17 protein-coding genes are annotated in these 24585 nt (G+C 44.4%); 11 read left to right on the top strand and 6 right to left on the bottom strand.

Features of this window, described 5'->3' with window-relative positions:
- Positions 1 to 101 precede the first annotated feature (101 nt).
- The 4 genes from ACFFGT_RS13350 to ACFFGT_RS13335 all read left to right on the top strand — a co-directional run bounded on the left by ACFFGT_RS13350 (position 102) and on the right by ACFFGT_RS13335 (position 5905).
- On the top strand, positions 102 to 2576 hold the full coding sequence (locus tag ACFFGT_RS13350; protein WP_377023038.1) for a glycoside hydrolase family 31 protein: 2475 nt from the start codon (positions 102 to 104) through the stop codon (positions 2574 to 2576).
- A gap of 186 nt (positions 2577 to 2762) precedes the next feature.
- Entirely contained in the window at positions 2763 to 3068 is a 306-nt protein-coding gene (locus tag ACFFGT_RS13345; RefSeq protein WP_377023037.1) for a GIY-YIG nuclease family protein, read from the top strand.
- A gap of 204 nt (positions 3069 to 3272) precedes the next feature.
- Positions 3273 to 5579, top strand: coding sequence for a 1,4-alpha-glucan branching protein GlgB (gene glgB, locus ACFFGT_RS13340; protein ID WP_377023036.1), 2307 nt, complete (start codon positions 3273 to 3275; stop codon positions 5577 to 5579).
- Between the two features lie 134 nt (positions 5580 to 5713).
- Positions 5714 to 5905 (top strand): hypothetical protein, encoded by a 192-nt coding sequence (locus tag ACFFGT_RS13335; RefSeq protein ID WP_377023035.1) that lies wholly within the window; start codon positions 5714 to 5716, stop codon positions 5903 to 5905.
- Between the two features lie 4 nt (positions 5906 to 5909).
- Here ACFFGT_RS13335 and ACFFGT_RS13330 read toward each other — a convergent pair whose 3' ends face one another.
- Complete coding sequence (locus ACFFGT_RS13330; RefSeq protein ID WP_377023034.1) at positions 5910 to 6461, bottom strand: STM3941 family protein; 552 nt, start codon at positions 6459 to 6461, stop codon at positions 5910 to 5912.
- A gap of 98 nt (positions 6462 to 6559) precedes the next feature.
- Positions 6560 to 7222: a hypothetical protein gene (locus tag ACFFGT_RS13325; RefSeq protein ID WP_377023033.1), complete on the bottom strand. Its 663-nt coding sequence runs from the start codon at positions 7220 to 7222 to the stop codon at positions 6560 to 6562.
- Between the two features lie 377 nt (positions 7223 to 7599).
- Between ACFFGT_RS13325 and ACFFGT_RS13320 the strand changes: the two genes are divergently transcribed.
- The 7 genes from ACFFGT_RS13320 (at position 7600) to ACFFGT_RS13290 (ending at position 19565) form a co-directional block, all read left to right on the top strand.
- The gene (locus ACFFGT_RS13320; RefSeq protein ID WP_377023032.1) at positions 7600 to 9987 is read left to right on the top strand and encodes an ABC transporter permease; all 2388 of its coding nucleotides are present in this window, start codon (positions 7600 to 7602) and stop codon (positions 9985 to 9987) included.
- 313 nt (positions 9988 to 10300) lie between these two features.
- A complete protein-coding gene (locus ACFFGT_RS13315; RefSeq protein ID WP_377023031.1) occupies positions 10301 to 12718 on the top strand; it encodes an ABC transporter permease in 2418 nt (805 codons plus the stop codon).
- 949 nt (positions 12719 to 13667) lie between these two features.
- Positions 13668 to 14099: a hypothetical protein gene (locus ACFFGT_RS13310; RefSeq protein ID WP_377023030.1), complete on the top strand. Its 432-nt coding sequence runs from the start codon at positions 13668 to 13670 to the stop codon at positions 14097 to 14099.
- Positions 14090 to 15277 (top strand): acetate/propionate family kinase, encoded by a 1188-nt coding sequence (locus tag ACFFGT_RS13305; RefSeq protein WP_377023029.1) that lies wholly within the window; start codon positions 14090 to 14092, stop codon positions 15275 to 15277. Before ACFFGT_RS13310 ends, ACFFGT_RS13305 begins: the two co-directional genes overlap by 10 nt.
- 3 nt (positions 15278 to 15280) lie before the next feature.
- Positions 15281 to 17668, top strand: a complete 2388-nt coding sequence (locus ACFFGT_RS13300) for a phosphoketolase family protein (RefSeq protein ID WP_377023028.1) — start codon at positions 15281 to 15283, stop codon at positions 17666 to 17668.
- Between the two features lie 214 nt (positions 17669 to 17882).
- Positions 17883 to 18788, top strand: a complete 906-nt coding sequence (locus tag ACFFGT_RS13295) for a helix-turn-helix domain-containing protein (RefSeq protein ID WP_377023027.1) — start codon at positions 17883 to 17885, stop codon at positions 18786 to 18788.
- A gap of 51 nt (positions 18789 to 18839) precedes the next feature.
- Entirely contained in the window at positions 18840 to 19565 is a 726-nt protein-coding gene (locus tag ACFFGT_RS13290) for an SDR family oxidoreductase (RefSeq protein WP_377023026.1), read from the top strand.
- A gap of 409 nt (positions 19566 to 19974) precedes the next feature.
- Here ACFFGT_RS13290 and ACFFGT_RS13285 read toward each other — a convergent pair whose 3' ends face one another.
- The 4 genes from ACFFGT_RS13285 to pfkA all read right to left on the bottom strand — a co-directional run bounded on the left by ACFFGT_RS13285 (position 19975) and on the right by pfkA (position 24562).
- Positions 19975 to 21144 (bottom strand): hypothetical protein, encoded by a 1170-nt coding sequence (locus ACFFGT_RS13285; RefSeq protein ID WP_377023025.1) that lies wholly within the window; start codon positions 21142 to 21144, stop codon positions 19975 to 19977.
- 573 nt (positions 21145 to 21717) lie between these two features.
- On the bottom strand, positions 21718 to 22713 hold the full coding sequence (gene gap, locus ACFFGT_RS13280) for a type I glyceraldehyde-3-phosphate dehydrogenase (RefSeq protein ID WP_377023024.1): 996 nt from the start codon (positions 22711 to 22713) through the stop codon (positions 21718 to 21720).
- 6 nt (positions 22714 to 22719) lie between these two features.
- Positions 22720 to 23568 carry a hypothetical protein gene (locus tag ACFFGT_RS13275; RefSeq protein WP_377023023.1) on the bottom strand — a complete coding sequence of 283 codons (849 nt, stop codon included), beginning with the start codon at positions 23566 to 23568 and terminating at the stop codon, positions 22720 to 22722.
- A gap of 7 nt (positions 23569 to 23575) precedes the next feature.
- On the bottom strand, positions 23576 to 24562 hold the full coding sequence (pfkA, locus tag ACFFGT_RS13270) for a 6-phosphofructokinase (protein ID WP_377023022.1): 987 nt from the start codon (positions 24560 to 24562) through the stop codon (positions 23576 to 23578).
- Between the last annotated feature and the right edge of the window lie 23 nt (positions 24563 to 24585).

Here is a 24585-nt window from a genome sequence, read left to right as displayed (position 1 = left end):
TAAGGATTTGGCACGGTTAATGGTTTTTCGTTAATTCAATTGTTGTATATTGCGTAGTAAGTACACTTTATACATATTTGCAGAACCACTAATTTATTTGAATGGAAAGTAATACCCCAAATCCGGAGCTGATAACAAGTAAGTTAGTTGAAGCAGAGAACTTACTGGAAGAAGAAGAGGAGTTTCACCACCTTAATAACCCTGCCGATGGTATTAAGCCTGTTGTAAAAAAGTATCTCGGTGTACCCAATCATGCCGATCAAGTAGGGAATAAGTTCTACTTTACCGATGGCGATGCCAAAGTTGAGGTAATAGTTGTTACCGACGAGATCATCCGTGTAAGGCTTGCGCCGCACAGCGTTTTCCTGGAAGATTTTTCATACGGCGTACCCAAGCTGCCAACTAAGGCCGCAGGTTTTACCCTGCATGAAGATGATAACGAATTCCGTGTATCAACCTATAAAGTAAATTGCCATATCCGCAAAAAGGATTTCTTTATCTCTTTTTCGGATAGCAATAACCACGTAACCAGCGCCGATGCCGTACCAATGCACTGGGAAGAGAACGTACAGGCAGGTGGTTACTATGTATTTTGCACCAAAACCTGTGCACCCGACGAAAGCTTTTTTGGCCTGGGCGATAAACCGACCGAATTTAACCTGCGTGGCAAAAGGCTTAAAAACTGGAACACTGATGCTTACTCATTTCAGTGGAACCAGGACCCTTTATACCGCAGTATCCCTTTTTACATTAGCGTAAATGAGGGCATAGCACACGGTATTTTCTTTGATAATACATTTAAAGCGCAGTTTGATTTTGGCGCCGAAGACAGGACTAAAACAAGTTTCTGGGCTGACGGCGGCGAACTGCAATATTATTATATCCACGGGCCGCACATGATGGACGTGGTAAAAAGCTACCATACCCTAACCGGTACCCACCCCATGCCGCCGCTTTGGGCGCTGGGCTACCACCAATGCCGCTGGAGCTATTACCCAGAGGCTAAGGTGAGGAAAATTGCCAAAGGCTTCCGCGAAAACCAGATCCCTTGTGATGGTATCTATTTGGATATCGATTACATGGATGGTTACCGCTGCTTTACCTGGAACCGCAAGTATTTTCCCGATCCTAAAAAGATGATCAGCGAGCTTGCAGCCGATGGTTTTAAAACGGTTGTAATTATTGATCCGGGGATCCGTGTGGACGATAACTATTCGGTGTTTAAAGAGGGTAAGGAGAAACGCTATTTCTGTCGCCGTAGCGACGATTATTTTATGGAAGGCCACGTATGGCCGGGCCGATGCCAGTTCCCTGATTTTACCAATCCCGAAGTGCGTGAGTGGTGGGGAGGCTTGTTTGACGAGTTGGTACAAATGGGCGTTGCTGGTGTTTGGAACGATATGAACGAGCCTGCCGTATTTGGTGCAGGTACTTTCCCTGATGATGTACGCCACCAGTACGATGGTTACCGCGGTTCGCACCGTAAGGCACATAATATTTATGGTATGCAGATGGTACGCTCAACCTACGAAGGTTTGCGTAAGATCATGAAAAATAAACGTCCTTTTACCATTACAAGGGCTGGTTACTCTGGGGTGCAACGCTTTTCATCGGTGTGGACTGGTGATAACGTAGCCTCATGGGAACATCTGAAACTGGGTAATATCCAGTGCCAGCGTTTATCAATATCGGGCATCCCATTTTGCGGTACAGATATCGGCGGCTTTAGCGGCGAGCCTGACGGTGAACTGTTTACCCGCTGGATCCAGATGGGGACATTCTCACCTTTCATGCGTGCACACTCTGCCGGTGATACCAAAGAGCGTGAACCATGGAGTTTCGGGGAGCCGTTTACTGCTATCAACCGTAAATTCATCGAGCTTCGTTACCGTTTAATCCCTTACCTGTACTCAACTTTTTGGGAGCATCACCGTTACGGTTTCCCTATTTTGAGGCCGATAGTAATGCACGAGCAGGATACGCAGCTCAACCATTTCCGCCAGGATGAGTTTACTTATGGCGATAAGATATTGGTTTGCCCGGTAATGGAGCCAGGCCAGAAAAAACGTAACGTATACCTGCCAAAAGGTAAATGGTACAACTTCTGGACTTACGAAGTTGTTGATGGCGGCCAGGAAGTATCTGTTGATACCCCACTTGAAACCATACCGATATTTGTTAAAGCCGGTTCGGTGATACCTGAATACCCGGTAATGCAATACGTTGGCCAAAAAGAGATTGAAGAAGTAAAACTGAATATCTACTATACAGATTACGAGGTAAACTCATTCCTGTTTGAAGATTACGGCGAAACTTTTGCCTACGAGCAGGATATTTACCTGGAGAAAAAATTTGTAGTAAACGGCAATTCAAGATCGGTAACTATCGACCAAAGCCTGGAAGGTTTGTACACCCCGCGCTATGACGGCTATCATTTTAACCTGATAGGTTTACCGTTTGCACCATCAAAAATAACAGTTGATGGTAAAAGCGTAAAAGAGTTCCAGATCAATGAAGATAAAACGGTAGAGTTTAAGTTTAGTAAAAACTTTAAGCATATTGAGATAAGCAAATAATATAACTCAACTTTCTTCTGCAAGCGTCATTGCGAGGTACGAAGCAATCCCCGACTATACAGAGTAGTTTTGCTCATCCAGGATTGCTTCGTATCCTTACTTTCTTCCGTCATTGCGAGGTACGAAGCAATCGCGAACTGTACAGAGCCACCGGAAAAAAATCTCCAATATTCCTATCATTGCATTATGGTTATGCAACGCGGCGGATGTGTTTATATCGTCACAAACAAAACGCATTCAGTATTATATACCGGAGTAACATCAGATATCGTTGGTAGGATATGGGATCATAGAAATAAAACTTATCCACAAAGTTTCACTGCTAAATACAATTGTAGTAAACTGGTGTATTATATTTTTTATCCTCATATCGAAGAAGCAATTGCAGCTGAAAAAGCGATAAAGGGCGGAAGCCGGCAAATGAAAGCTGATCTTGTTAATCAATTGAATCCCGAGTGGAAGGATTTATATGATGATTTGTTAAACGAATAGCCGACCAGCTAACAGGCTCTGTAAGTAGGGGATTGCTTCGTACCTCGCAATGACGTGGGGGTGAGGTAACGGAGGCCACCTCCAAAAATAAATCTCCAAAACCCTGCATAATATATTAATCCTGTTATATTTGATTGCATATAAACCAAACTCATTCCTGTGATTTGGGTTATCTAATAACACCCTAACAGGTTATCTTATATCATGGCCAAAAAAACAACTAAAACCGAAAATCTTTTACCGGATGCAAAGCCTGTAAAGGAAAAAAAAGCCGTCACTAAGGTCAAAGCCGATAAAGTAACGCCTGAAACAGGAACTCCGGAACCTAAAAAAGCAGTTAAAACAAAAGCAGTAGCTGCCGAAAAGCCTGCCGCCGAAAAGAAAGCTGCCCCGGCTAAAGCTAAAACAGTAACTGCCGAAAAGCCTGCTGCCGTTAAAAAAGCTACTCCGGCTAAAGCTAAAACAGTAACTGCCGAAAAGCCAGCTGCCGTTAAAAAAGCTGCTTCGGCTAAAGATAAAGCAGCGAAAGCCGATAAACCGGTTGAAACTGCCCCTGCGCAGCCCGTAAAGCTTAAAGCCGTTGAACCATATAGCCGCCTTACCGATTTTGATATCAGTTTGTTTAAATCAGGCAAGCATTATAAGCTGTACGAAAAACTGGGTTCGCATGTGGTGGAATACCAGGGTGTTATTGGTACTTACTTTGCTGTTTGGGCGCCAAACGCGCAATATGTGGCAGTAATTGGTAATTTCAATGGCTGGAACCGCGGTTCGCACAGCTTGAACGCCCGCTGGGATTCATCGGGTATTTGGGAAGGTTTTATTGCCAATGTGGGTGTTGGCGAAACATATAAATATTACATCAAATCATCAACGGGCGAAGACCTGGAAAAAAGCGATCCTTTTGCTTTACGCTGGGAATTGCCGCCACGTACAGCCTCCATAGTTGCCGATACATTTTATGAATGGAAGGATCAGGAATGGATGCAAACCCGTCATGAGCATAACGCGCTTGACAGGCCATATTCAGTTTATGAGGTGCATTTAGGCTCATGGGCACGCAACTGGGAAAGTCCGGATGAATTTTTGACCTATACACAGCTGGCCGAAAAAATGGTGCCTTACGTAAAGGAAATGGGCTTTACACATGTGGAGTTTATGCCGATCATGGAGCATCCATACTATCCAAGCTGGGGTTATCAGGTAAGCGGCTATTTTGCTGCGGCATCGCGCTACGGTACGCCGCAGGAGTTGATGTACCTGATTGAAGAGTTTCACAAAGCAGGTATCGGCGTGATATTGGATTGGGTTCCTTCACATTTTCCGGGTGATATTCATGCCCTTTACAAGTTTGACGGTACGCACCTTTACGAGCATGCCGATGCCCGAAAAGGTTTCCATCCCGACTGGAAATCATATATATTTAACTATGGCCGTAACGAGGTTAGGGCATTCCTGATCAGTAACGCGCTGTTCTGGCTCGACAGGTACCATGCCGACGGTTTACGTGTGGATGCGGTGGCCTCGATGCTGTACCTCGATTACTCGCGCAAGCACGGCGAATGGGAAGCCAATATGTACGGCGGTAACGAAAATCTCGAAGCCATATCGTTCCTGAAAGAATTTAACGAAGCTGTTTATAGCAATTTCCCATCAACACAAACCATAGCCGAGGAGTCTACTTCGTTTACCGGTGTTAGTCGCCCGGTTTATTTGGGTGGTTTAGGTTTTGGTATGAAATGGATGATGGGCTGGATGCATGACACTATTGATTATTTTCATGAAGATCCTATTCACCGTAAATACCATCATAACGAGATAACTTTTAGTACCATATATGCCTTTACCGAAAACTTTATGCTGCCTTTCTCGCACGATGAGGTGGTTTATGGCAAAGGCAGTATGCTGCGCAAAATGCCGGGCGATGAGTGGAGGCAGTTTGCCAACCTGCGGTTAATGTACGGCTATATGTTCACGCACCCGGGCTCAAAACTGCTGTTTATGGGCGGCGAATTTGGGCAGGGTGACGAATGGAATTTTGGCCAGTCGTTACAGTGGCATGTGCTGCAATTTCCAAACCACCAGGGTATCAGCGAAACAGTTAAAGCGCTGAACCACTTATACCGCAGCGAGCCTGCTTTGTACGAAAAAGCGTTTTCGCACCAGGGCTTTGAATGGGTTGATGGCGGCAATGCCAATGATTCCATACTGGTATACCGCAGGATGGGCCACGACAGCAAAAACGACCTGATGATCATTCTGAACATGACGCCGGTTATCCGTCGTGATTACCGGATAGGTGTGCCTGCTGCAGGTAAATGGAAAGAGATCTTTAACTCGGATAATAATAAATACTGGGGCAGCGGCATCATTAATTATGAGCCGGTAAACAGCGATCCGGTGGGCTGGCATGGTAAAAGCCAGTCTATTAAAATAACCATACCTCCGCTGGCAGCTGCTGTATTTAAGTTGGTACCTGATGTGCCTGCTAAGTATGAATTGAAACGGTAAATCAATTTGAAAGCCTTATGACTTACGAAGTTTTAAAAACTTCGTAAGTCTGATATAAAATAGATTCGTCATTCATGATTTGTTAGGGTGTGAGGATCCGAAACAAGTTTTGGGTGACGTTGTTATATTTAAACATGAACCCCAAATTCAAATATCTTTATTTAATAGGTGGTATAATTGCCACCATATTGCTTATTGTACAAATAGTAACTACCTATCCAAAACCAAATACAGTAGGGGTAATCCTTGGTGCTTTGCCTGCGCTGGCCTTGTTTTACCTGTCGTACAAGGCTTATCATGTTAAAAAGGATAATGAGTTGATGTAGCTTATTATTCAGAAACTTCCGGGTTCTTTGCTTGTTGCCCCATTAGTTTATTTTCAAGCATTGCTTTTAATTCATATAGATTATATTCAAACGTACTGGCCGAAATAGCAAGGGGTGAGCCGTAGTTTTTATAGTTAAAGTCAAAACTCTTTTTCTTAAACAGATTTGTTTGTGCAGTTATATATTGCTCCGGATCTTTCAGGCCGATGACCAGAAATTGTTGGTTCATTACACTTGAAATGCTGAAGCGGGTAATATCGCTCCAGGGAATCAAACCAACGCTTGAATTGTCATAAATACCTTCGTTATTGATAATTAAGCCAGGTTTTTTATCGCTCATCTTTTTGAGGAAGAAAAACGTCGTGAAACCAAAGAAAATAATGCAAGCGGTTGATGCCCCATATTTAACAAGTATATTATCAAAAACAGGATTGCCGATATGGGGCTGACAAATTAAGATCCAAAGCCCGATTGCTACAAAAGCTACTGAGCCTAAAAGGCCTTTTATTATTTTGGTTTTACTTAGGGAGATTTCGATAGGGGTATTGATTGTCATAGTTGGTTAGGTGATTGGGTTTTGACTAAGCAAAATAATTAATATTGTTAAGGTTTACTACCTGTTTTGTAGTTAAAAGATAGCCCTAATAGCAAATTTTACTTAACCGGAAAATGTTGGCCAATCACAAAAATACCAATCATCAGTGCGATAATGGCACCCAATACTCCCCATAACTGAGCAGGCTTCATGCCCGATACTAAATCTCCGATAGTTAATTCATCGGGAACAACTTTCTTTTTTAGGGCAGTAGTATCATTTTTACTAAGATTGAGCTTTTCTACCTTACTCTTCCAGCTTGCCAAAACCCCATTAAACTCGGCTGTTAACAACGAGCTTTGATTGGGCTTTGCGGTCATTACATACCAGTCGTAGCCTTTTTCTAATAACCCTTCGGCCCGTACGCCTTCTTCAACTATTACTAAAATCGGCAGGTTTTTGGCATAAGCCATTGCCGATTCAATTTGATTCCAGGGAGTGGAAAATTTTGTTGTAGATAGCTGTATCTCCTGTGTGCTCCCCCGTTTTTCAAGGCCTTTTTCAAAATAAGTACGTTCAAGAGCGATGACCAAAATGCCCGAGCATTCATCCATTAAATCTTTTATTGATTTTAACGGCGAGTCGGCACTGAATTTATTTCTTCCAATGGTGTTGGGTGTTAGGTTTTCAGCCTGAAGCCTATCTTCAATGTGCTTTACAAACTCCTCTTGTTCGGCAGTTGTGGTACCACCTACGCTGATAAATACTTTTGGTTGATCCATAACAAATAAAAAAAATGTTGGGTTTTATTGGTTGATAATCAGGTTAATAAGATGTGTTTAAGTTAAGGATAAAACTATTGTAATTCAATGTTTTTTAGGATTAGTGAATTTTATTTTGACCGGATGGCCATTTGGCTTTTGTTGTAAATCACCATATCATTATACTTAGCCCGCATCTTGTCCGTCCGTCACCCCGTGCCCAATTCCTTTTTTAATGGCAGGACAAAAATTCCCTAACCTCCTGATCAAAACTGCACAGTAGCTGTAACGAAAACGCACATGGTAATAAGAGTGGAAATTATTAATGTGTTGAATGTCAGTTGTTTTTGTATTTGGCATTATTTTGCCTGAAAACAATTACAGTAAAAAGCATACCCATGTTTCGTAATTACCTGAAAACCGCCTGGCGCAATTTGCTGCGCAACCAATCAACCGCCTTTATCAATATTGGTGGCTTAAGCCTCGGCATGGCCGTTGCGCTCATTATTGGCCTGTGGATCAACGATGAATTATCGTTTGATAAGTACCACCAGAATTATGACCGGATTGCGCAGGTGATGCAAAGCCGCGCAAATAATGGGGAAACAAGTACATCAGACATGGTACCCCTGCCTTTAACCAATGCTTTAAGCACAACTTATGGCAACAATTTCAAATACGTAGTTCAGGCTTCCGGGGTTTGGCAGCATATCCTCAGTGTGGGCGATAAACACCTTACCATGACCGGGAGCTATATACAGGCACAAATGCCCGATATGCTTACACTGCACATGATCAGCGGAACGCGGGCCGGCTTAAAAGATCCTTCTTCTGTTTTGCTGACAGAAACAAGCGCGAAGGCACTCTTCGGCAATGCTGATGCAACCGGCAAAATATTAAAGCTGGATAACAAAATGACCGTTAAGGTAGGCGGTGTTTACCATAATTTGCCGGCAAACACAACTTTCAGCAACCTGGCTTTTATGGCAGCCTGGGATTTATACAAAATAGCCGACCCGAACCTCATGAAATCAACGGGCGACTGGGGGAACAATTCTTATGATCTTTTTGTACAGTTGAAAGATGGTGTGGATCTGAACCAGGTATCGGCACAGATCAAAGATGTTAAGCTAAGGAATGCGGATGCTGAAAGTGCCAAACTTAAACCGGTGATCCTGCTGCACCCCATGAGCAAATGGCACTTATATGCCGAATTTAAGAATGGGGTTAACACGGGTGGTGCCGTTACCTATGTGTGGCTTTTTGGTGTTATTGGCGTATTTGTGCTGCTTTTGGCCTGTATTAACTTTATGAACCTGAGCACTGCGCGCAGTGAAAAACGTGCACGGGAGGTTGGTGTAAGGAAAGCCGTTGGTTCGTTACGGGGGCAGCTGATCCTGCAATTCTATATCGAATCGGTTTTGCTGGCTTTGTTGTCTTTTGTGCTTTCGCTGGTGATAGTTGAATTTGCTTTGCCTTACTTTAACCAGGTTGCCGATAAATCGCTCATGATTTTATGGCACAGCCCAATGTTTTGGGGGGCCGGGCTTGTTTTTACTTTACTTACGGGTATTTTGGCCGGCAGTTATCCTGCATTATATCTTTCAGGTTTTCAGCCGGTAATGGTATTGAAAGGTACATTCCGGACTGGTAAAATGGCCGCACTGCCGCGGCAGGTATTGGTTGTGGTGCAATTTTGTGTATCCATTATATTGATCATCGGTACGCTGGTTATCTTTCGCCAGGTGCGTTATTCGCAAAGCCGCGAGGTGGGTTATAACCGGGCCGGCCTGCTTTCGATGGAAATGTACTCGGCTGCTATCCACAGCCATTTCGCATCTTTCCGCAATGACTTACTGAACAGCGGCGCAGTTGTAGACGTTGCCGAATCGGGCAGCCCAACGACCAGCATCTACAATACTGTAGGCGGGCTTAAATGGACTGGTAAAAATCCAAGTATGAACGATGAATTTGCGATGGTAGGCGCCAGTATGCCATACGGAAAAACGGTAGATTGGAAACTGGTTGAAGGCCGTGATTTTTCGCCCGCATTTCCTTCAGATTCATCGGCCATTATTCTTAACGAGGCTGCTGTTCGTTATATGAACCTGAAAAGGCCGGTAGGTGAAACCATCGATTGGTGGGGGCGAAAATACCATGTGATTGGTGTGATAAAAAATATGGTGATGCAGTCGCCCTATGAACCGGTTAAGCAAAGTATCTTTTTTATCAATAAAGATGCGGGTAACTTCCTTAATATTCGCCTTAACCCTAAACAAAACCTGCAGGCCGCTCTTAACACTGTTGCCGATATATGGAAAAACTACGTTCCTGAAGAACCTTTCGATTTTAAATTTGCCGATCTGGAATATCAGAAGAAGTTTGATGCAGAGAAAAAAGTAGGCTCCCTGTCAAGCCTGTTCACCGGTTTGGCTATCCTGATCAGTTGTCTTGGGCTATTTGGTATGGCTGTGTTTATGGCCGAGCAGCGTACCAAAGAGATAGGGGTGCGTAAGGTACTGGGTGCCTCGGTGCTTAACCTCTGGCTGCTGTTGTGTCGCGATTTTGTGGTGCTCATCATTGTATCTTTACTTATTGCAGCCCCGGTTGCGGGCTTTATTATGCACGGCTGGCTGCAACATTACAGCTATCATATTGATCTTTCTGTTTGGTTATTTGTAGAAACAGCCGCCGGGGCGTTTACGCTTACCTTGTTGACAGTTAGCTACCAAAGCATCAAAGCTGCACTTGCAAACCCGGTAAAGAGTTTGAGGGCGGGAGAGTAGTTTTGGAGGCGAAAGGCGAAAGGTCGTTTTTTAGCGCAAGTCTTGTGTTAGGGTTGGAGGGCGGAGGACTTGTGCTTTCCCGAGACAGGGGGGAGAAGGCACAAGTAAGCCCTCGCACCGGCAACCACACAATACTTGCGCCAGTGAAAGAAAACCTTTCGCCATTTCACTTTCAGGCCCGCCCCACAACCGCACATCCACTGTGCGGAAACGAACACTTTCGTAGATTGGTGTTTTTTGTAATTTATTAATAATCAGTTATTTATAATAAAGGCACGTAATTGGCTAATTATCAGGCATAAACCCTACAATTATGCTTAAAAATTACCTGCTGGTTGCTTTTAGAAACCTCTCTAAAAACAAAGCTTTCTCTGCTATTAATATAGTGGGGCTGGCTATTGGTATGGCTGCATGCCTGCTTATACTGCAATATGTTAGTTTTGAACTGAGCTATGATGATTTCCACACCAAAAAAGACCGTGTTTTTCGCATCAATCAGGACAGGTATAATAACGGCAAGTTAAGCACCCAATGGGCGGGTGGCGCTTTTGCCCCCGGTACGGCTTTTAAAGATGCCCTGCCCGAAATTGAGGATTATGTAAAAATAGTAGGGGCGGGCCAAACTATCGCCAATTATAAAGATCAGAAAATGGTGATCCTGAATGATTACTACGTAAGTACAGCTTTTTTCAAAATCTTTTCATTTCCGCTTATTAATGGCGACCCTAATACAGCGCTTAAAGAACCCAACACGGCCGTAATTACCGAAGAGATAGCCAATAAGCTTTTCCACGGTGTTAACCCGGTTGGCCAAACCCTGTACATTAACACAGATAAGCCGCTTAAAATAACCGGCGTAATGAAAAATATGCCTGCTAATACGCATATGAAATTCGATGTCATGCAGTCGTACGCTACTTTGCTTAAGGAAAATCCGCCTAATAAAGATTATAACCTTGACGATGCCTGGCTAAATGATGGCTGTACAACTTACCTGCTGCTTAAACCGGGCGTTGATCCGCGGGTATTGGAATCTAAATTTATCCCTGTTGTAAAAAAGGCCTATGATAAATATCCCGGCTCGGGCGAAGGCGGCATTTATAAGCTGCAGCCGGTAAAAGATATTCACCTGTACTCTAACCGGATGCTGGAGTTTCAACCTAATGGCGATGGCAAATCGGTATACCTGCTTTTAGGGATCGCCATTTTTGTAATCATCATTGCCTGGATCAACTATATCAACCTGGCAACTGCCCGTGGCATTGGCAGGGCCAAAGAGGTTGGTGTACGTAAAACGCTTGGTTCGGCAAAAGGACAATTGGTTACACAGTTTATGTTAGAGGCCATGATGCTTAATGCCATTGCGATAGGGCTTGCATTGCTCATCATTATGGCCTGTTTGCCTGCATTTGCAAATATTTCGGGCATGCAGATGGGCTTCACCCTGTTTGCTAAGCCTGCTTTCTGGCTGGCTGTTTTGGGGATCTTTGTGTTAGGTTCGTTCTTCAGCGGGTTTTATCCGGCCATTGTATTGTCTGCTTTCAGACCTGTTGAGGTGATGAAGGGCAAGATCCTGGCATCGCCAAGAGGGGTTATACTGCGCAAGGGAATGGTGGTGTTCCAGTTTGCAGCCTCCATATTTTTGCTGATAGGCTCGCTTACTGTGTTCAGGCAGCTTAAGTACATGCAAAGCCAAAAGTTAGGGGTAAAAATAGATCAAACCCTGGTGATTAAAGCGCCCTTAGTTAAGGTTGATTCGTTTTACCGCAGCATGAGCTCATTTAAACAGGAATGCCTGGCGCAGACTGCCGTTAAAAGCGTAACCGTATCAACCTCTATCCCCGGCGAGCCTGTACCATGGAATGCCGGTGGTATTAAGCTGGTAGGCACCGATCAAAGCGCAGGGAAGCAATACCGCATTATCGGTGCCGATTATGATTACCTTAATGCTTATGATATAAAACTAATTGCAGGGCGCAAATTTTCAAAGGAATTTGGCGATGAGCCGCATAGCGTAGTGTTTAACAAAAAGGGTGTTGAGCAGTTAGGCTTCAGTAAACCTGCCGACGCTTTGGGCAAACGCATTGATTTTTGGGGACAGGTTTATACTATAGTGGGTGTGGCCGATAACTTTCACCAGCAATCGTTACATGATGCTTACGATGCTTTAATTTTCCGTTGTATCCCCGATGTAAGGGGGGCGGTTTCTGTAAAAGTAAGCACCAACAATATGCCTCAAACCATTACTGATCTGAAGAAAACCTGGGCCAGCTTTTTCCCCGGCGATCAGTTTGATTATTTCTTTTTGGATCAGCATTTTAATGAGCAATACAAAACCGACCAGCGCTTTGGGCAGGTGTTTGGTGTATTTACCGGCATTGCCATTTTTGTGGCCTGCCTGGGCTTATTTGGCCTGGTATCGTACACCATTGTGCAGCGTACCAAGGAGATCGGGATCCGCAAGGTGCTGGGCGCTTCAGTTAACAGTATTTTGAGGCTGTTGTATAAAGATTTTGCCCTGCTGGTGGTAGTATCCTTTGTGATTTCGGCACCGATAGGTTGGTATGCCATCAGTAAATGGCTTCAAACGTATGCCTTCAGGATGGATATTAACCCCTTCCTGTTTGTTATACCGTTTTTATTGGTGATGTTAATTGCTTTTGCAACGGTATCGTTTTTGAGCGTAAAAGCCGCATTGATGAACCCGGTGAAGAGTTTGAAAACGGAGTAGGGGGAAAAGCGTCCCTTCTCCATCCGTCATTGCGAGTAACCATCAGGGAAATCCTGAAAAAAACCGTGATGACGTATAAAATATGTTTTAGCAATGGTACACGGGGGCCGCGTTAGTGATAGGAGCGGATACCGGCCTTGTGGCTAATGCCTCCCGATGGGTATCGGGACAGGTCGTGTAGTATGAGCGGATAGCACGGGCCGCAGGCAACGCCCATATTTATAAATCGATCAAAAAATACACTTAATAATCAATAACTTAAAATCACGTCATTATAAGGCACTAAGACAGACCTGCCAAAGGGAGCTCATTAATACCTATAAAAATCAAATTATAACTATATAATAATCCCCTATAGTTCGCGATTGCTTTCCCGAAGCAAATTCGGGACAGGCCGTGCTTCGCAATGACGCTTGAGTAAGAGCAAAAGCATCACCTCCTGTCCGTCCGTCACCCTGTGTTCAATAAAGTTGAATAGACGGACAAGCAACCCTTCTCCCGAATCCCCGACTTTACACAGAGCGGCTATGCAAATGAACCAGGTGAAGAGTTTGAAAACGGAGTAGGGCGAATAGATTAAAAGCATATTTGCTTAAGCGTCACCACCTGGGCAAGCCAATAACGGGAGTATGAACGCTCCCGTTATTATTTAATGAGCTACATAAGCGCTTAATCCGCAGGCTCTGAAACCTTACTCATGATAACAGCCTTCTGCCAATAGCTTCCTTATCTTTTATTTAATCGGTATTAGCTAAAACAAATTGTGATTGAGGTGGTTGCTTAAGTATACAATACTTAAAGCAGGGCATAAACCAACAAGCCTTGTTTGCCTTAAAAGATGGTCACTAAGTTAAACGGTGATTTCATCTGTCTTTTCGTTACCGCTAATTTAATTACCACTCTCTGCTTCGGTAATGGTTTTGTTTCTACAATTATTCAAATTATTAAAATGGTAAAGAACAACTATGCCCGCTATTTTCGTGTGTTTAAGAATGATACCGTAGTAACGGAAATTTCTACAAATGATTTCCAGAGACTTAAACTCAGGCCTGTAAAGGAGAACTGGCTCATCGGCGATACAACCGAGGTGCTTGGCACTATTGCCGGTAGGTTATATACGCTACCTGTTAACAGTCCATTATTTTATGGATACGCTACCCGTTCCAAAGCAATGGAAATGGCCAAAGCAGGTGCACTTAATTATATTGATAAGCTTATAGATGAGGGAGCCTCGGGGGAAGAAACATTACTACAGTACCGGCGCGATCATTATGAAGACCTGCACATCAACCTGGTGTATGATATGATCGAAAATGAAAAAAGAACTGAAAGAGGCGAGGGTGAGATCATTATACCCCAATATGTACCTTTATGGTTTTAACGATCAACGCCGGTTCATCCAGTATCAAATTCGGGCTATACGAAGAGGAGGCCAACCCCGAAAAAACATTTGGTGGCCAACTAAACCGGATAGGATTGCCCGGTTCAAGGCTTAGCTATACCAATTTTAAAACAAATCACAGTGCCGATACCGAATCAAAATCAACGGATTATGTTTCGGCAGTCACTTTCCTGGTAAGCTGGCTTGAAAAACAGATCAATTTCAGCGAAATAAATGCCATCGGGCACCGCGTAGTGCAGGGTATGGCGCACACCAAACCTACGCTGATCAGCGCGGAACTATTGGATGAACTCAAACTTATTATTCCTTACGACCCCGATCATTTACCTGTTGAGATCTCACTGATAGAAGCATTCCAAAAGTATCACCCGCGGATACCACAATACGCCTGCTTTGACACTGATTTTCATGCAGGAATGCCGCGTGTGGCTCAACTCCTGCCTGTACCACGCCGCTTTGATCAGCGCGGCATCCGTCGTTACGGATTTCATGGCCTGTCGTACAGTTATTTAATGCAGGAGCTGGAAAGCCAGGTTGGTAAACAGGCGCTTATGGTTCGCATAATCCTTGCCCACCTGGGTAATGGCGCCAGTGTTACTGCCGTTTATGATGGGAAAAGTATGGATACCAGTATGGGTTTCACCCCGGCGGGCGGTTTGCCAATGGGCACCCGATCGGGCGACCTTGATCCTGGAGTGGCCTGGCTCATGATCCAAACCGAAAACCTTTCGGCCGAAAAGTTCAATCACCTTATTAATCACGAATCGGGAATGCTGGGCATCTCGCAGACTACCGGCGACATGAACGACCTGTTAGAGCAGCAACATACAGATATCCGGTCGGCAGAGGCTGTATCATTGTTTTGTTACCAGGTAAAAAAATGGATAGGTGCTTATACCGCTGTTTTAGGCGGTGTAGACATCCTTGTGTTTTCGGGCGGCATAGGCGAAAACTCACCCGAAATAAGAGCGAGGATCTGTGACGGCCTTGAGTTTTTGGGCATAAGCCTGAATGCCTCGCGAAATGATGAAAATGCGTCCCTGATCTCTGTAAATGAAAGCAGGGTTATGGTAAGGGTACTGCCCACCAACGAAGAATTAATGATAGCACAGATCATAAGCAAAATGCTTGTTCATAAACAACTATTAGAATCATAAAACATGAATGTTACCGAAGATATCATCATAGAAGAGCAAACCCCGCTTACTGCGGAGATGTTAAGTAAAGTTAACGCTTATTGGCGCGCAGCTAATTACCTTTCGGTTGGCCAGCTTTACCTTCGCGACAACCCCTTGTTAAAAGAGCCGCTGAAATTAACGCAAGTTAAAAACATGCTGCTGGGGCACTGGGGCACAACACCCGGGCAAAATTTTATTTATACCCACCTCAACAATATCATCAAAAAGTATGATTTGAACATGCTGTATATTTCCGGTCCCGGGCATGGTGGCCCGGCTGTGGTTGCCGGGACGTACCTGGAAGGAACCTACAGTGAGGTTTATCCGGAAATTACACAGGACACAGAGGGTATGAAGAAGCTTTTTACGCAATTTTCATATCCGGGCGGCATTTCCAGCCATGCATCGCCTCAAACGCCTGGTTCTATACATGAGGGCGGCGAATTGGGGTATTCACTCAGCCACGCTTTTGGAGCGGTATTGGATAATCCTGATTTGATAGTTGCTTGCGTGGTAGGTGATGGCGAGGCCGAGACCGGGCCGTTAGCTACTGCCTGGCATTCCAATAAATTCCTGAACCCGCTGGCAGATGGTGCTGTTTTGCCTATTCTGCACCTTAATGGGTATAAAATTTCCAACCCGACAATTTTAGCCCGGATTTCGGGCGAAGAACTTGAACAGTTGTTTCGGGGGTATGGCTATGTACCCATTTTTGTGGAAGGCTCGGAACCGGAACTAATGCACCAGGCTATGGCAGCAGCATTGGAGCAGGCCATGCACCTGCTTAAACAGATAAAATACAATGCTTATGAACATCCAAACAGTGTACACTCCAAATGGCCCATGATTATACTAAGATCGCCAAAAGGATGGACGGGGCCGCAGGAAGTTGACGGATATAAGATAGAAGGTACATTTAGGTCGCACCAGATCCCATTGTCGGTTTCCGCGGCAGATCCTGAAAGTCATCTTCAATTGCTGGAAAACTGGATGAAGAGCTATAAACCCGAAGAACTGTTTGATGAAAACGGCAGGTTGATGCCGGAACTGGCTGATCTTGCCCCTAAAGGCGACAGCCGGATGGGATCCAATCCTCATACCAATGGTGGTTTATTACTGAAACCCCTGCGGATGCCGGGATTTATGACTTATGCGGTTGCAGTTCCTGAACCGGGGGTAAAAGGCGAAGGCGATGTTCATGTGGCCGGGCGGTTTCTGCGCGATGTCATTAAACAGAATCCCGCTAATTTCCGGATCTTCGGCCCGGATGAAACCGTATCCAACAGGCTGGAGGCTATTTTTGAAACCACCAACAGGCAATGGAATACCGAAATAAAGGATCATGACGAATACCTTGCCCCGACAGGCCGCGTCATGGAAATGCTAAGCGAGCACCAGTGCGAAGGCTGGCTGGAAGGTTACCTGCTTACAGGCAGGCATGGCGTTTTTAACTGTTACGAGGCATTTATTCATATTGTGGATTCGATGTTTAACCAGCACGCTAAATGGTTAAAAACTACGCGGGAAATCCCATGGAGAACAAAAATAGCATCATTGAACATTCTGCTTACCTCAACAGTGTGGCGCCAGGACCATAACGGTTTTACCCACCAGGACCCCGGTTTTATTGATCATGTAATCAATAAAAAATCAGAGATTGTAAGGGTATATCTTCCGCCTGATGCCAATTGCCTGCTGTCGGTCATGGATCATTGCCTCCGTAGTTATCATTATGTAAATGTGGTTATTGCCGGTAAGCATCCATCGCCCCAATGGCTTGATATGGACGAGGCGGTTGAGCATTGCACACGGGGTATAGGTATCTGGGACTGGGCCAGTAATGACCAGCAGTGTGATCCCGATGTTGTGATGGCCTGTAGTGGCGATGTGCCTACACTGGAAACACTGGCCGCGGTATCTATACTAAAAGAACATCTGCCCGAAATAAAGATAAGGGTAGTAAACGTGGTTGATCTGTTAAAGCTTGAAAGGAAATCCGAGCATCCGCACGGCTTAACCGATCATGATTTTGATGAGCTTTTTACTACGGGCAAGCCGGTTATTTTCGCCTTCCATGGTTACCCCTGGTTAATACACCGCTTAACTTACAACCGTACCAACAACCCTAATATTCATGTGCGGGGCTATAAGGAAGAGGGCACTATAACAACCTCCTTTGATATGACCGTTTTGAATGAAATGGACAGGTTTCACCTGGTTATCGATGTAATAGACCGGTTGCCGCAAACCGGCAGTAAAGGCACTTACCTGAAACAAAAACTGCAGGATAAGTTAGTTGAACATAAACAATACATTAATGCCCATGGCGAGGATATGCCGGAGATCCGGAACTGGGTATGGACAAATTGATATGTTACTATAAAATGAAGATCTGAGTAAGCTTGGATCTTTATTTTTGCTATTTCAGAATGCCCTAAAATAAGGTTACATAAAACCGTAATCAATAAACCATAGCGGTATTTTGGACAAAGTACGGGCTGGTTGAATAATTTATCCCCAAAACATTTACAATCCGCTGTTGGTTGGCTGTTTAAACAACATCAAAAATTGCGTACTTTGCTTTATGGCTGTTTTAACTGCACCCGAAAAAACTGTTATTCCTACTTTTACACTGCAGCACAACAATGAGCAGCGTAATGCCATGATAGATGTGCGCGAAGCCAACCAGCATTGCGGCGAGTTCAGGCTCGATCCGGCATTTCTGCAACCGCACCGTAAGGATTATTACCTTTTTGTACTGGTTAAAAGCGGTGCTAACAGGCACTGGATTGATTTTGTGCCGTATACCGTAAAGCCCGATACTTTTTACTTTACCGTACCGCAGCAGGTACATCTGAAAGAGCATGCGGGCCCCACAGAGGGCTTAATGATGAGCTTTACCGACGAGTTTTTACAGCTGGAAGACAACCGCATACTTAAACAGCTGCCCATTATTCAAAACCCTGCCGCCGCACACGAAATAAAGCTTAGCCCTGCCGATTTGACTTTTGTGGAGGATACCATGCGCAACATGCTGCTTGAGTTTAATGCCGATGGCAGCTGGCGCAACCAGATGCTTACCTCCTGGCTGCGGGTATTGGTGATATACCTGAGCAGGCTGTACAGCGAACAGTATAACGAAACCTGCGTTACCCCAAACTATTGCCTGCTCAAAAGCTTCCAGGCGCTAATTGGGGAGCATTATGCCAGTCAGCATGATGTTGCCGCCTACGCCGAAAAACTGAACTTAACGCCCGGCCACCTTACCGAAGTTATTAAACAGCAAAGCGGCAAAACAGCCATAACCCATATTCATGAGCGATTGATTGTGGAGGCCAAGCGCCGCCTGCTGCATACCGAACTATCGGTTAAGCAAATTGCCGATGAGCTGGGTTTTGAGGATGCCGCCTACTTTAACCGCTTTTTTAAACGCCTTAGCGATACCACGCCCATAGCCTTCCGGACGCAAATCCGGGAAATGTACAGTTAATGCCCTGCTATGTGCAGCGGTATAAATATTGCGCAGCCATAGCTTTGTGTTATGGAAAAACAAACAGTTTTAATAACCGGTGCCAATAAAGGTATTGGCCTGGAAACCGCCCGCCAGCTGGCTACCGCCGGTTACTACGTTTACCTGGGCAGTCGTGATCAGGATAGGGGCCAAAAAGCCGTTGATGAGCTTAAAGCCGAAGGTTTAAATGATATTGAACTATTGCTGATAGATGTTACCAGCGAACAATCGGTACAGAAAGCCCATGATGAGCTGGCTGCTAAGATTGATCACCTGGATGTGTTGATCAATAATGCGGGTATTCCGGGTGCGTTTCCGCAGCCAGCCGCTGCAACAAGCGATGATACCATGAAACAGGTTTTTGAAGTCAACTTTTTCGGTGTGATCCGCACGGTGCGTATTTTTATCGATCTGGTAAAAAAGTCGCCAAACCCAAGGATAGTGAATGTCACTTCCGATCTGGGTTCGTTGGCTTATCATAACGATCCTGCATGGCAGTATTACCACTTTAAATCGGCAGCTTACGGTCCGTCAAAAACGGCATTGAATGCTTATACCGTAGCGCTGGCTTTTGATCTGAAAGATCAGGTAAAGGTAAACATGGTAAACCCCGGCTATACTAATACCGAGTTTAATGGCAACCAGGGCCCAAAGGCAGTTGAAGATGGCGCAGCACCAATAGTTGAATACGCTATGCTTGATGCCGATGGCCCAACAGGCAAATACGTTAGTGATTATGGCGAAACACCCTGGTGATTTTTAGAGGCAGGACTTTGAGAATCAAGAGGCAAGAAAGGAAAATCTGCCGCGGGTTTAGCGTAGCCCGTGGTTGGCCATGGCTGAAGTTTATTAACTTCAGCGGTTAAGCCGAACAATAACCAGGCAACCGTCTTTAGCTTTTCGTTGCAACAAACAACAATCCCGTAGCTATGCACATCAAAGCAGCATTGGTTACGGGATTGTTGTATGTCCGTCCATCCCAGTGTGTCGGTGTACGGAAAATGTGCGTGGACATAAAGGACTGTTATCACCACCGCTACCGCAAGCGTCCTCGCTTGTGGGCATCATGCTAAGCTATGCAAGCGGCTCATCAGGTTGTTTACCTAAACGCGGGCCACAAGCGAGGACGCTTGCGGCAGCGGGGGGCTGTTAAATATTCAAAACATCAAATATCACCACCATGCTGTTTGTGTACCGACAGATAGTGATTTAGCCGTTGTAACTCATCCTCCATAAATCGGAGATTATTCATTTGGGAACGAAATTGATTTATAATGTCTATCGCCGCTATAACGCCTTGTTCGTACCAGGGAAATTCATCTGCCAACGAATTTAATTTTGCGAGAGCAAGCATGGGCTCGTTGGTATTTGTCAATTTCACTGCATGTTCATACCTAAAAACCGGGCAATAGTAATATTCTTCGGCCAACAAATCCCAGGCTTTCAAATCGGCGTTGCCCGCGTGTAAAAATGAAGCTGCAAAAATTGATGAATCAATATAAGCTTTCGAGAAACAGAAATAATTGAGAAGCCCTATTGTTTTTTGATCCGAGGCAGCAATCTTTTCCTTTAATAGTTCATCAATCAAATTGTGCGCCTTTTGTTTGTCACTTTCATTTCCATGAAGGTGCAAAATATTAGCATATTCAACCCTTACTTTAGGGTGGTTTGGCACATTCTCAAAGGCGTACTCAATAATCTTCCGCGCTTTTTCCAATCTGGATAAAAGCCTGTTTGTTTTGGCCATTGCAACCAATACCAAAGCGTCATTCAAATCGTCGTCCTTTACATTTTTACTAAAATATTCCCCGGCCTCAACAGGTTTACGGTCGTTATTATAGCGTTCAATAATTTGCCATTTTCCTATTTTATTAGATTCCGTTTCATCCCAAAAGCTAAATAATAGTCCACGCCTGTCCCATTTGGAGCGAATTTCTTTCCATTTGTCAAATACAGCATTAAAAGCTTCATGTGGCTTGTAAGTTATGCCGTTTGCATCTGTTAAATTAAATCTAATGTCAAGGTCTGGCCTTGAATAATATCTTTTTATCGAATTATACATTTCAATCTCAAAGTTTTCTTCAGAACGATCGAAACTGAATTTTTCGTCAAATGCCTTTTTAAGTTCCTCAGCGGCCGGGAGGGTGTATTCATTAGCTTCGGGTTGAGCGGCAGCTACCTTTTCTTGCGTAAAGGGTGCTTCTTCAATTTCTTCCGTCATTGGGGCTGTATTCCCGCTAATTTCAGGTTGATCAGGAACTACATTTTCCAGCGCAGAAGGCACTTCTTCAATGTTAGTGTCTTTTTTGCCGAATAACTTTTTAAATATATTCATGGTTTAGTGTTTACGTTGTCCTTAAACCAAAATTATCAATTTAATATTAGCTATGTTGTTTAAATACCGAAGTTAATAAACTTCGGTAATGGTTAACCACCTACCACAGACTGGAAGAAAGTGGAAGTAGTAGGTGTCCGGCGAAGTTAAAGTGAATATTGGGCACAGGGTGACGGACGGACGATGAGCACAGGCCGCGTTAGGGATTGCAGTGTAAAGCCCACAGCCTGTGTTGGCATTGCGGGCAGGAAAGGCGAGGACTTGCAACGGAAAGCTCGGGCCGGAGGCAACGCCCGGGTTGAGAGATTAGTGATTGGAGGTTAGAGGTTAGTTGATTAAGGGGTGCGCTATACAAATCCTCCCTGTACAGTTAGCGATTGCTTTCCCGAAGCAAGTTCGGGACAGGCTGTGCCCCGTAATGACGGGTGGGGTGGGCAACGGCGGCCCTGTATAGCATGCGGTTACCACGCTGTGCTTGCAATGACGTGGGGGGCAGTAGCTTATGTTTTATAACAAAAAAAACGCCCTCCGGCTATCCGAAGGGCGTTTTTTATATGATCTAAAAATCAGCAATTATAATTTGCCAAGTTCCTGAACAAGGTCGATCAGTTTGTTTGAGTAACCCCACTCGTTATCGTACCAAGAAACAACTTTAACAAAGTTATCATTCAGACCGATACCGGCTTTGGCATCAAAAATTGATGTACGTGCATCGCCTTTAAAGTCTTCAGATACAACTTCATCTTCAGTGTAACCAAGGATACCTTTTAATTCGCCTTCTGATGCTGCTTTCATAGCTGCTTTGATGGCTTCGTAAGATGCACCTTTTTTCAAACGTACAGTTAAGTCAACTACAGATACGTCGGCAACCGGTACACGTAATGACATGCCTGTTAATTTACCTTTTAACTGAGGTAAAACTAAACCAACCGCTTTAGCTGCACCTGTTGATGAAGGGATGATGTTTTGGTAAGCACCACGGCCACCTCTCCAGTCTTTAGCCGATGGGCCGTCAACTGTTTTTTGAGTAGCTGTAACAGCGTGTACAGTAGTCATTAAGCCTTCTTCGATACCAAAGTTATCATCCAATACTTTAGCGATAGGGGCTAAACAGTTGGTGGTACATGAAGCGTTTGAAACGATGTTTTGATCGGCTTTCAACTCTTTATGGTTAACACCCATTACAAATGTAGGGGTATCATCTTTTGCAGGGGCGCTCATTACTACTTTTTTAGCACCTGCGTCGATGTGTTTTTGAGCAGTTTCCTGGGTTAAGAACAAGCCGGTTGATTCAATTACAACCTCTGCACCTACTTCGCCCCATTTAAGGTTTGCAGGATCTTTTTCGGCAGTAACACGGATGGTTTTACCGTTAACAACCAAATGACCACCTTCAACAGCAATAGTGCCTTTGAACTGACCATGAGTTGAATCATATTTTAACATGTAAGCCATGTAATCTGGCTCAACAAGGTCGTTAATACCAACAACTTCAATGTCTGGTCTTTCCATTGCAGCTCTGAATGCCAGGCGGCCAATACGGCCGAAACCGTTAATTCCTATTTTCATGATTTTTTAATTTTTATTTGAATAGTAGGTTAATAAATTATTTATGGGTTCTTTAATTATGTTAGTGATTTGCAGATCTGCGTCGGCAGCAGCTTCATATAAATGTTCCTGAAAATTAAAAGCAACCGAGCCTGCAAAGTGAATGGAGGCTGCCGGATGTTGCTTATATAAAGGTAGCAAATATGTAGAAATTAGCGTGCTAAATCCTTTTTTTATGACGTTTTGCAGATGATGATCGTTTTTGTTATCGAGGTAAAAATCGGTGAACGAGCTTAAAAATAAAGCCGGTTGTTTTTGACGATAAACCTTTTCGAGCAGGTTTTTACGGTCGGCATCGTACTTATGGATAAACTTTTTACGGATAGTTGGGGGCAGGGTATTGTTCATGAAACCTTTAATAAGCTGCCTGCCCAGCCAGTTGCCCGAGCCTTCATCGGCCAGGATATAACCGAGGCCGTAATTGTTTGGCCAAACTCTTTTACCATCGTACCAGGCGGCATTGGTACCGCTGCCGCAAATGCTTATGATACCCGGCTCATTTTTACAGCAGGCAATAGCTGCCCCGGCAATATCATGCTCAACAGTAACTTTACCAAACTTAAAAAACGATGAAAGTGCATTATGCACAAGCTGTCTCCGCTCGTCTGACGAAGCCCCGGCGCCAAAAAAATAAATGCGTTTTATTTCTTCGGCGTGGTGTATGAGGTTGATGTTTTTATTGAGGAGCTGGGTAATGTGCTTTTCGTCGTTAAAATAGGGGTTTATACCATTGGTTTTAAAGGAAGCAACAGTTCTCCCTTTGTCAGTAAGCCGCCAATGTGCAAAGTACGATCCGCTATAAACAACTGCAATCATTAATCTTTTATATCGATAATATATCCATCATTTGTAAAAGGTCGTCTTCTAACTTAAACTCATGCTGGTTAAGTGCCGCTTCCAGGTCTGTCATCAAAATCTGGTTGGCCTGCAAACCTACCATTTTTTGTGATTCGCCGGCAACCAAAGCGTTAACTGCTGCAAAACCAAGCCTGCTGCCCAAAATACGGTCAAAGCTTGATGGTGCGCCGCCCCGTTGCAAGTGGCCTAAGATAGTAACTTTTATATCGTAATTTTTAACTTCCTGTTGTACAGCCTTTGCCACGTCATAAACACCGCCGTTTTTATCGCCTTCGGCAACAATTACAATGCTCGATGACTTTTTGTTCATATGGCCCTCTTTAAGGTTTTTGATCAGGTCGTCAATAGCGGTAGTACGCTCGGGCAGTAAAATAGCTTCGGCACCGCATGAAATACCCGCACGTAAAGCAATAGCACCCGAATCGCGGCCCATAACCTCGATAAAGAAAAGACGGTCGTGCGCATCGGCAGTATCGCGAATTTTATCAATGGCCTGGATAACCGTATTGGTAGCCGTATCAAAGCCAAGGGTATAAGTAGAACCACAAAGGTCGTTATCAATTGTGCCGGGTACACCCATTACAGCAATGTCGGGATACTTGCGCGAAAAGCGGAGCGCGCCGGTAAAAGTACCGTCGCCGCCAATAACCACAAGGGCATCAATACCGCGGGCTTTAGCGTTTTGATAAGCTATCTCCATGCCTTCGTCGGTTTTGAAAGGCAGGCAGCGTGCTGTCTTTAAAATAGTGCCGCCCAAATTAAGGATGTTACTTACCGAGCGTTTATCCATTTCGTACATATCGTTGTCGATAAGGCCTTTATAGCCCTGCCTTACACCTACAACTTCCAGTCCGTTATACAGTGCGGTCCTTACAACAGCACGGATACAGGGGTTCATTCCGGGGGCATCACCACCTGAAGTTAAAACCCCTATTTTTGAAATTTTACGCATCTTTCGCTCCTTAATTTTACGCT

Origin of the sequence: Mucilaginibacter angelicae (assembly GCF_042434235.1) — a bacterium.
Classification (GTDB): Bacteria; Bacteroidota; Bacteroidia; order Sphingobacteriales; family Sphingobacteriaceae; genus Mucilaginibacter; species Mucilaginibacter angelicae.
The sequence above is the reverse complement of the archived record's forward strand: the minus strand, read 5'-3'. Positions and strand labels throughout refer to the sequence as shown.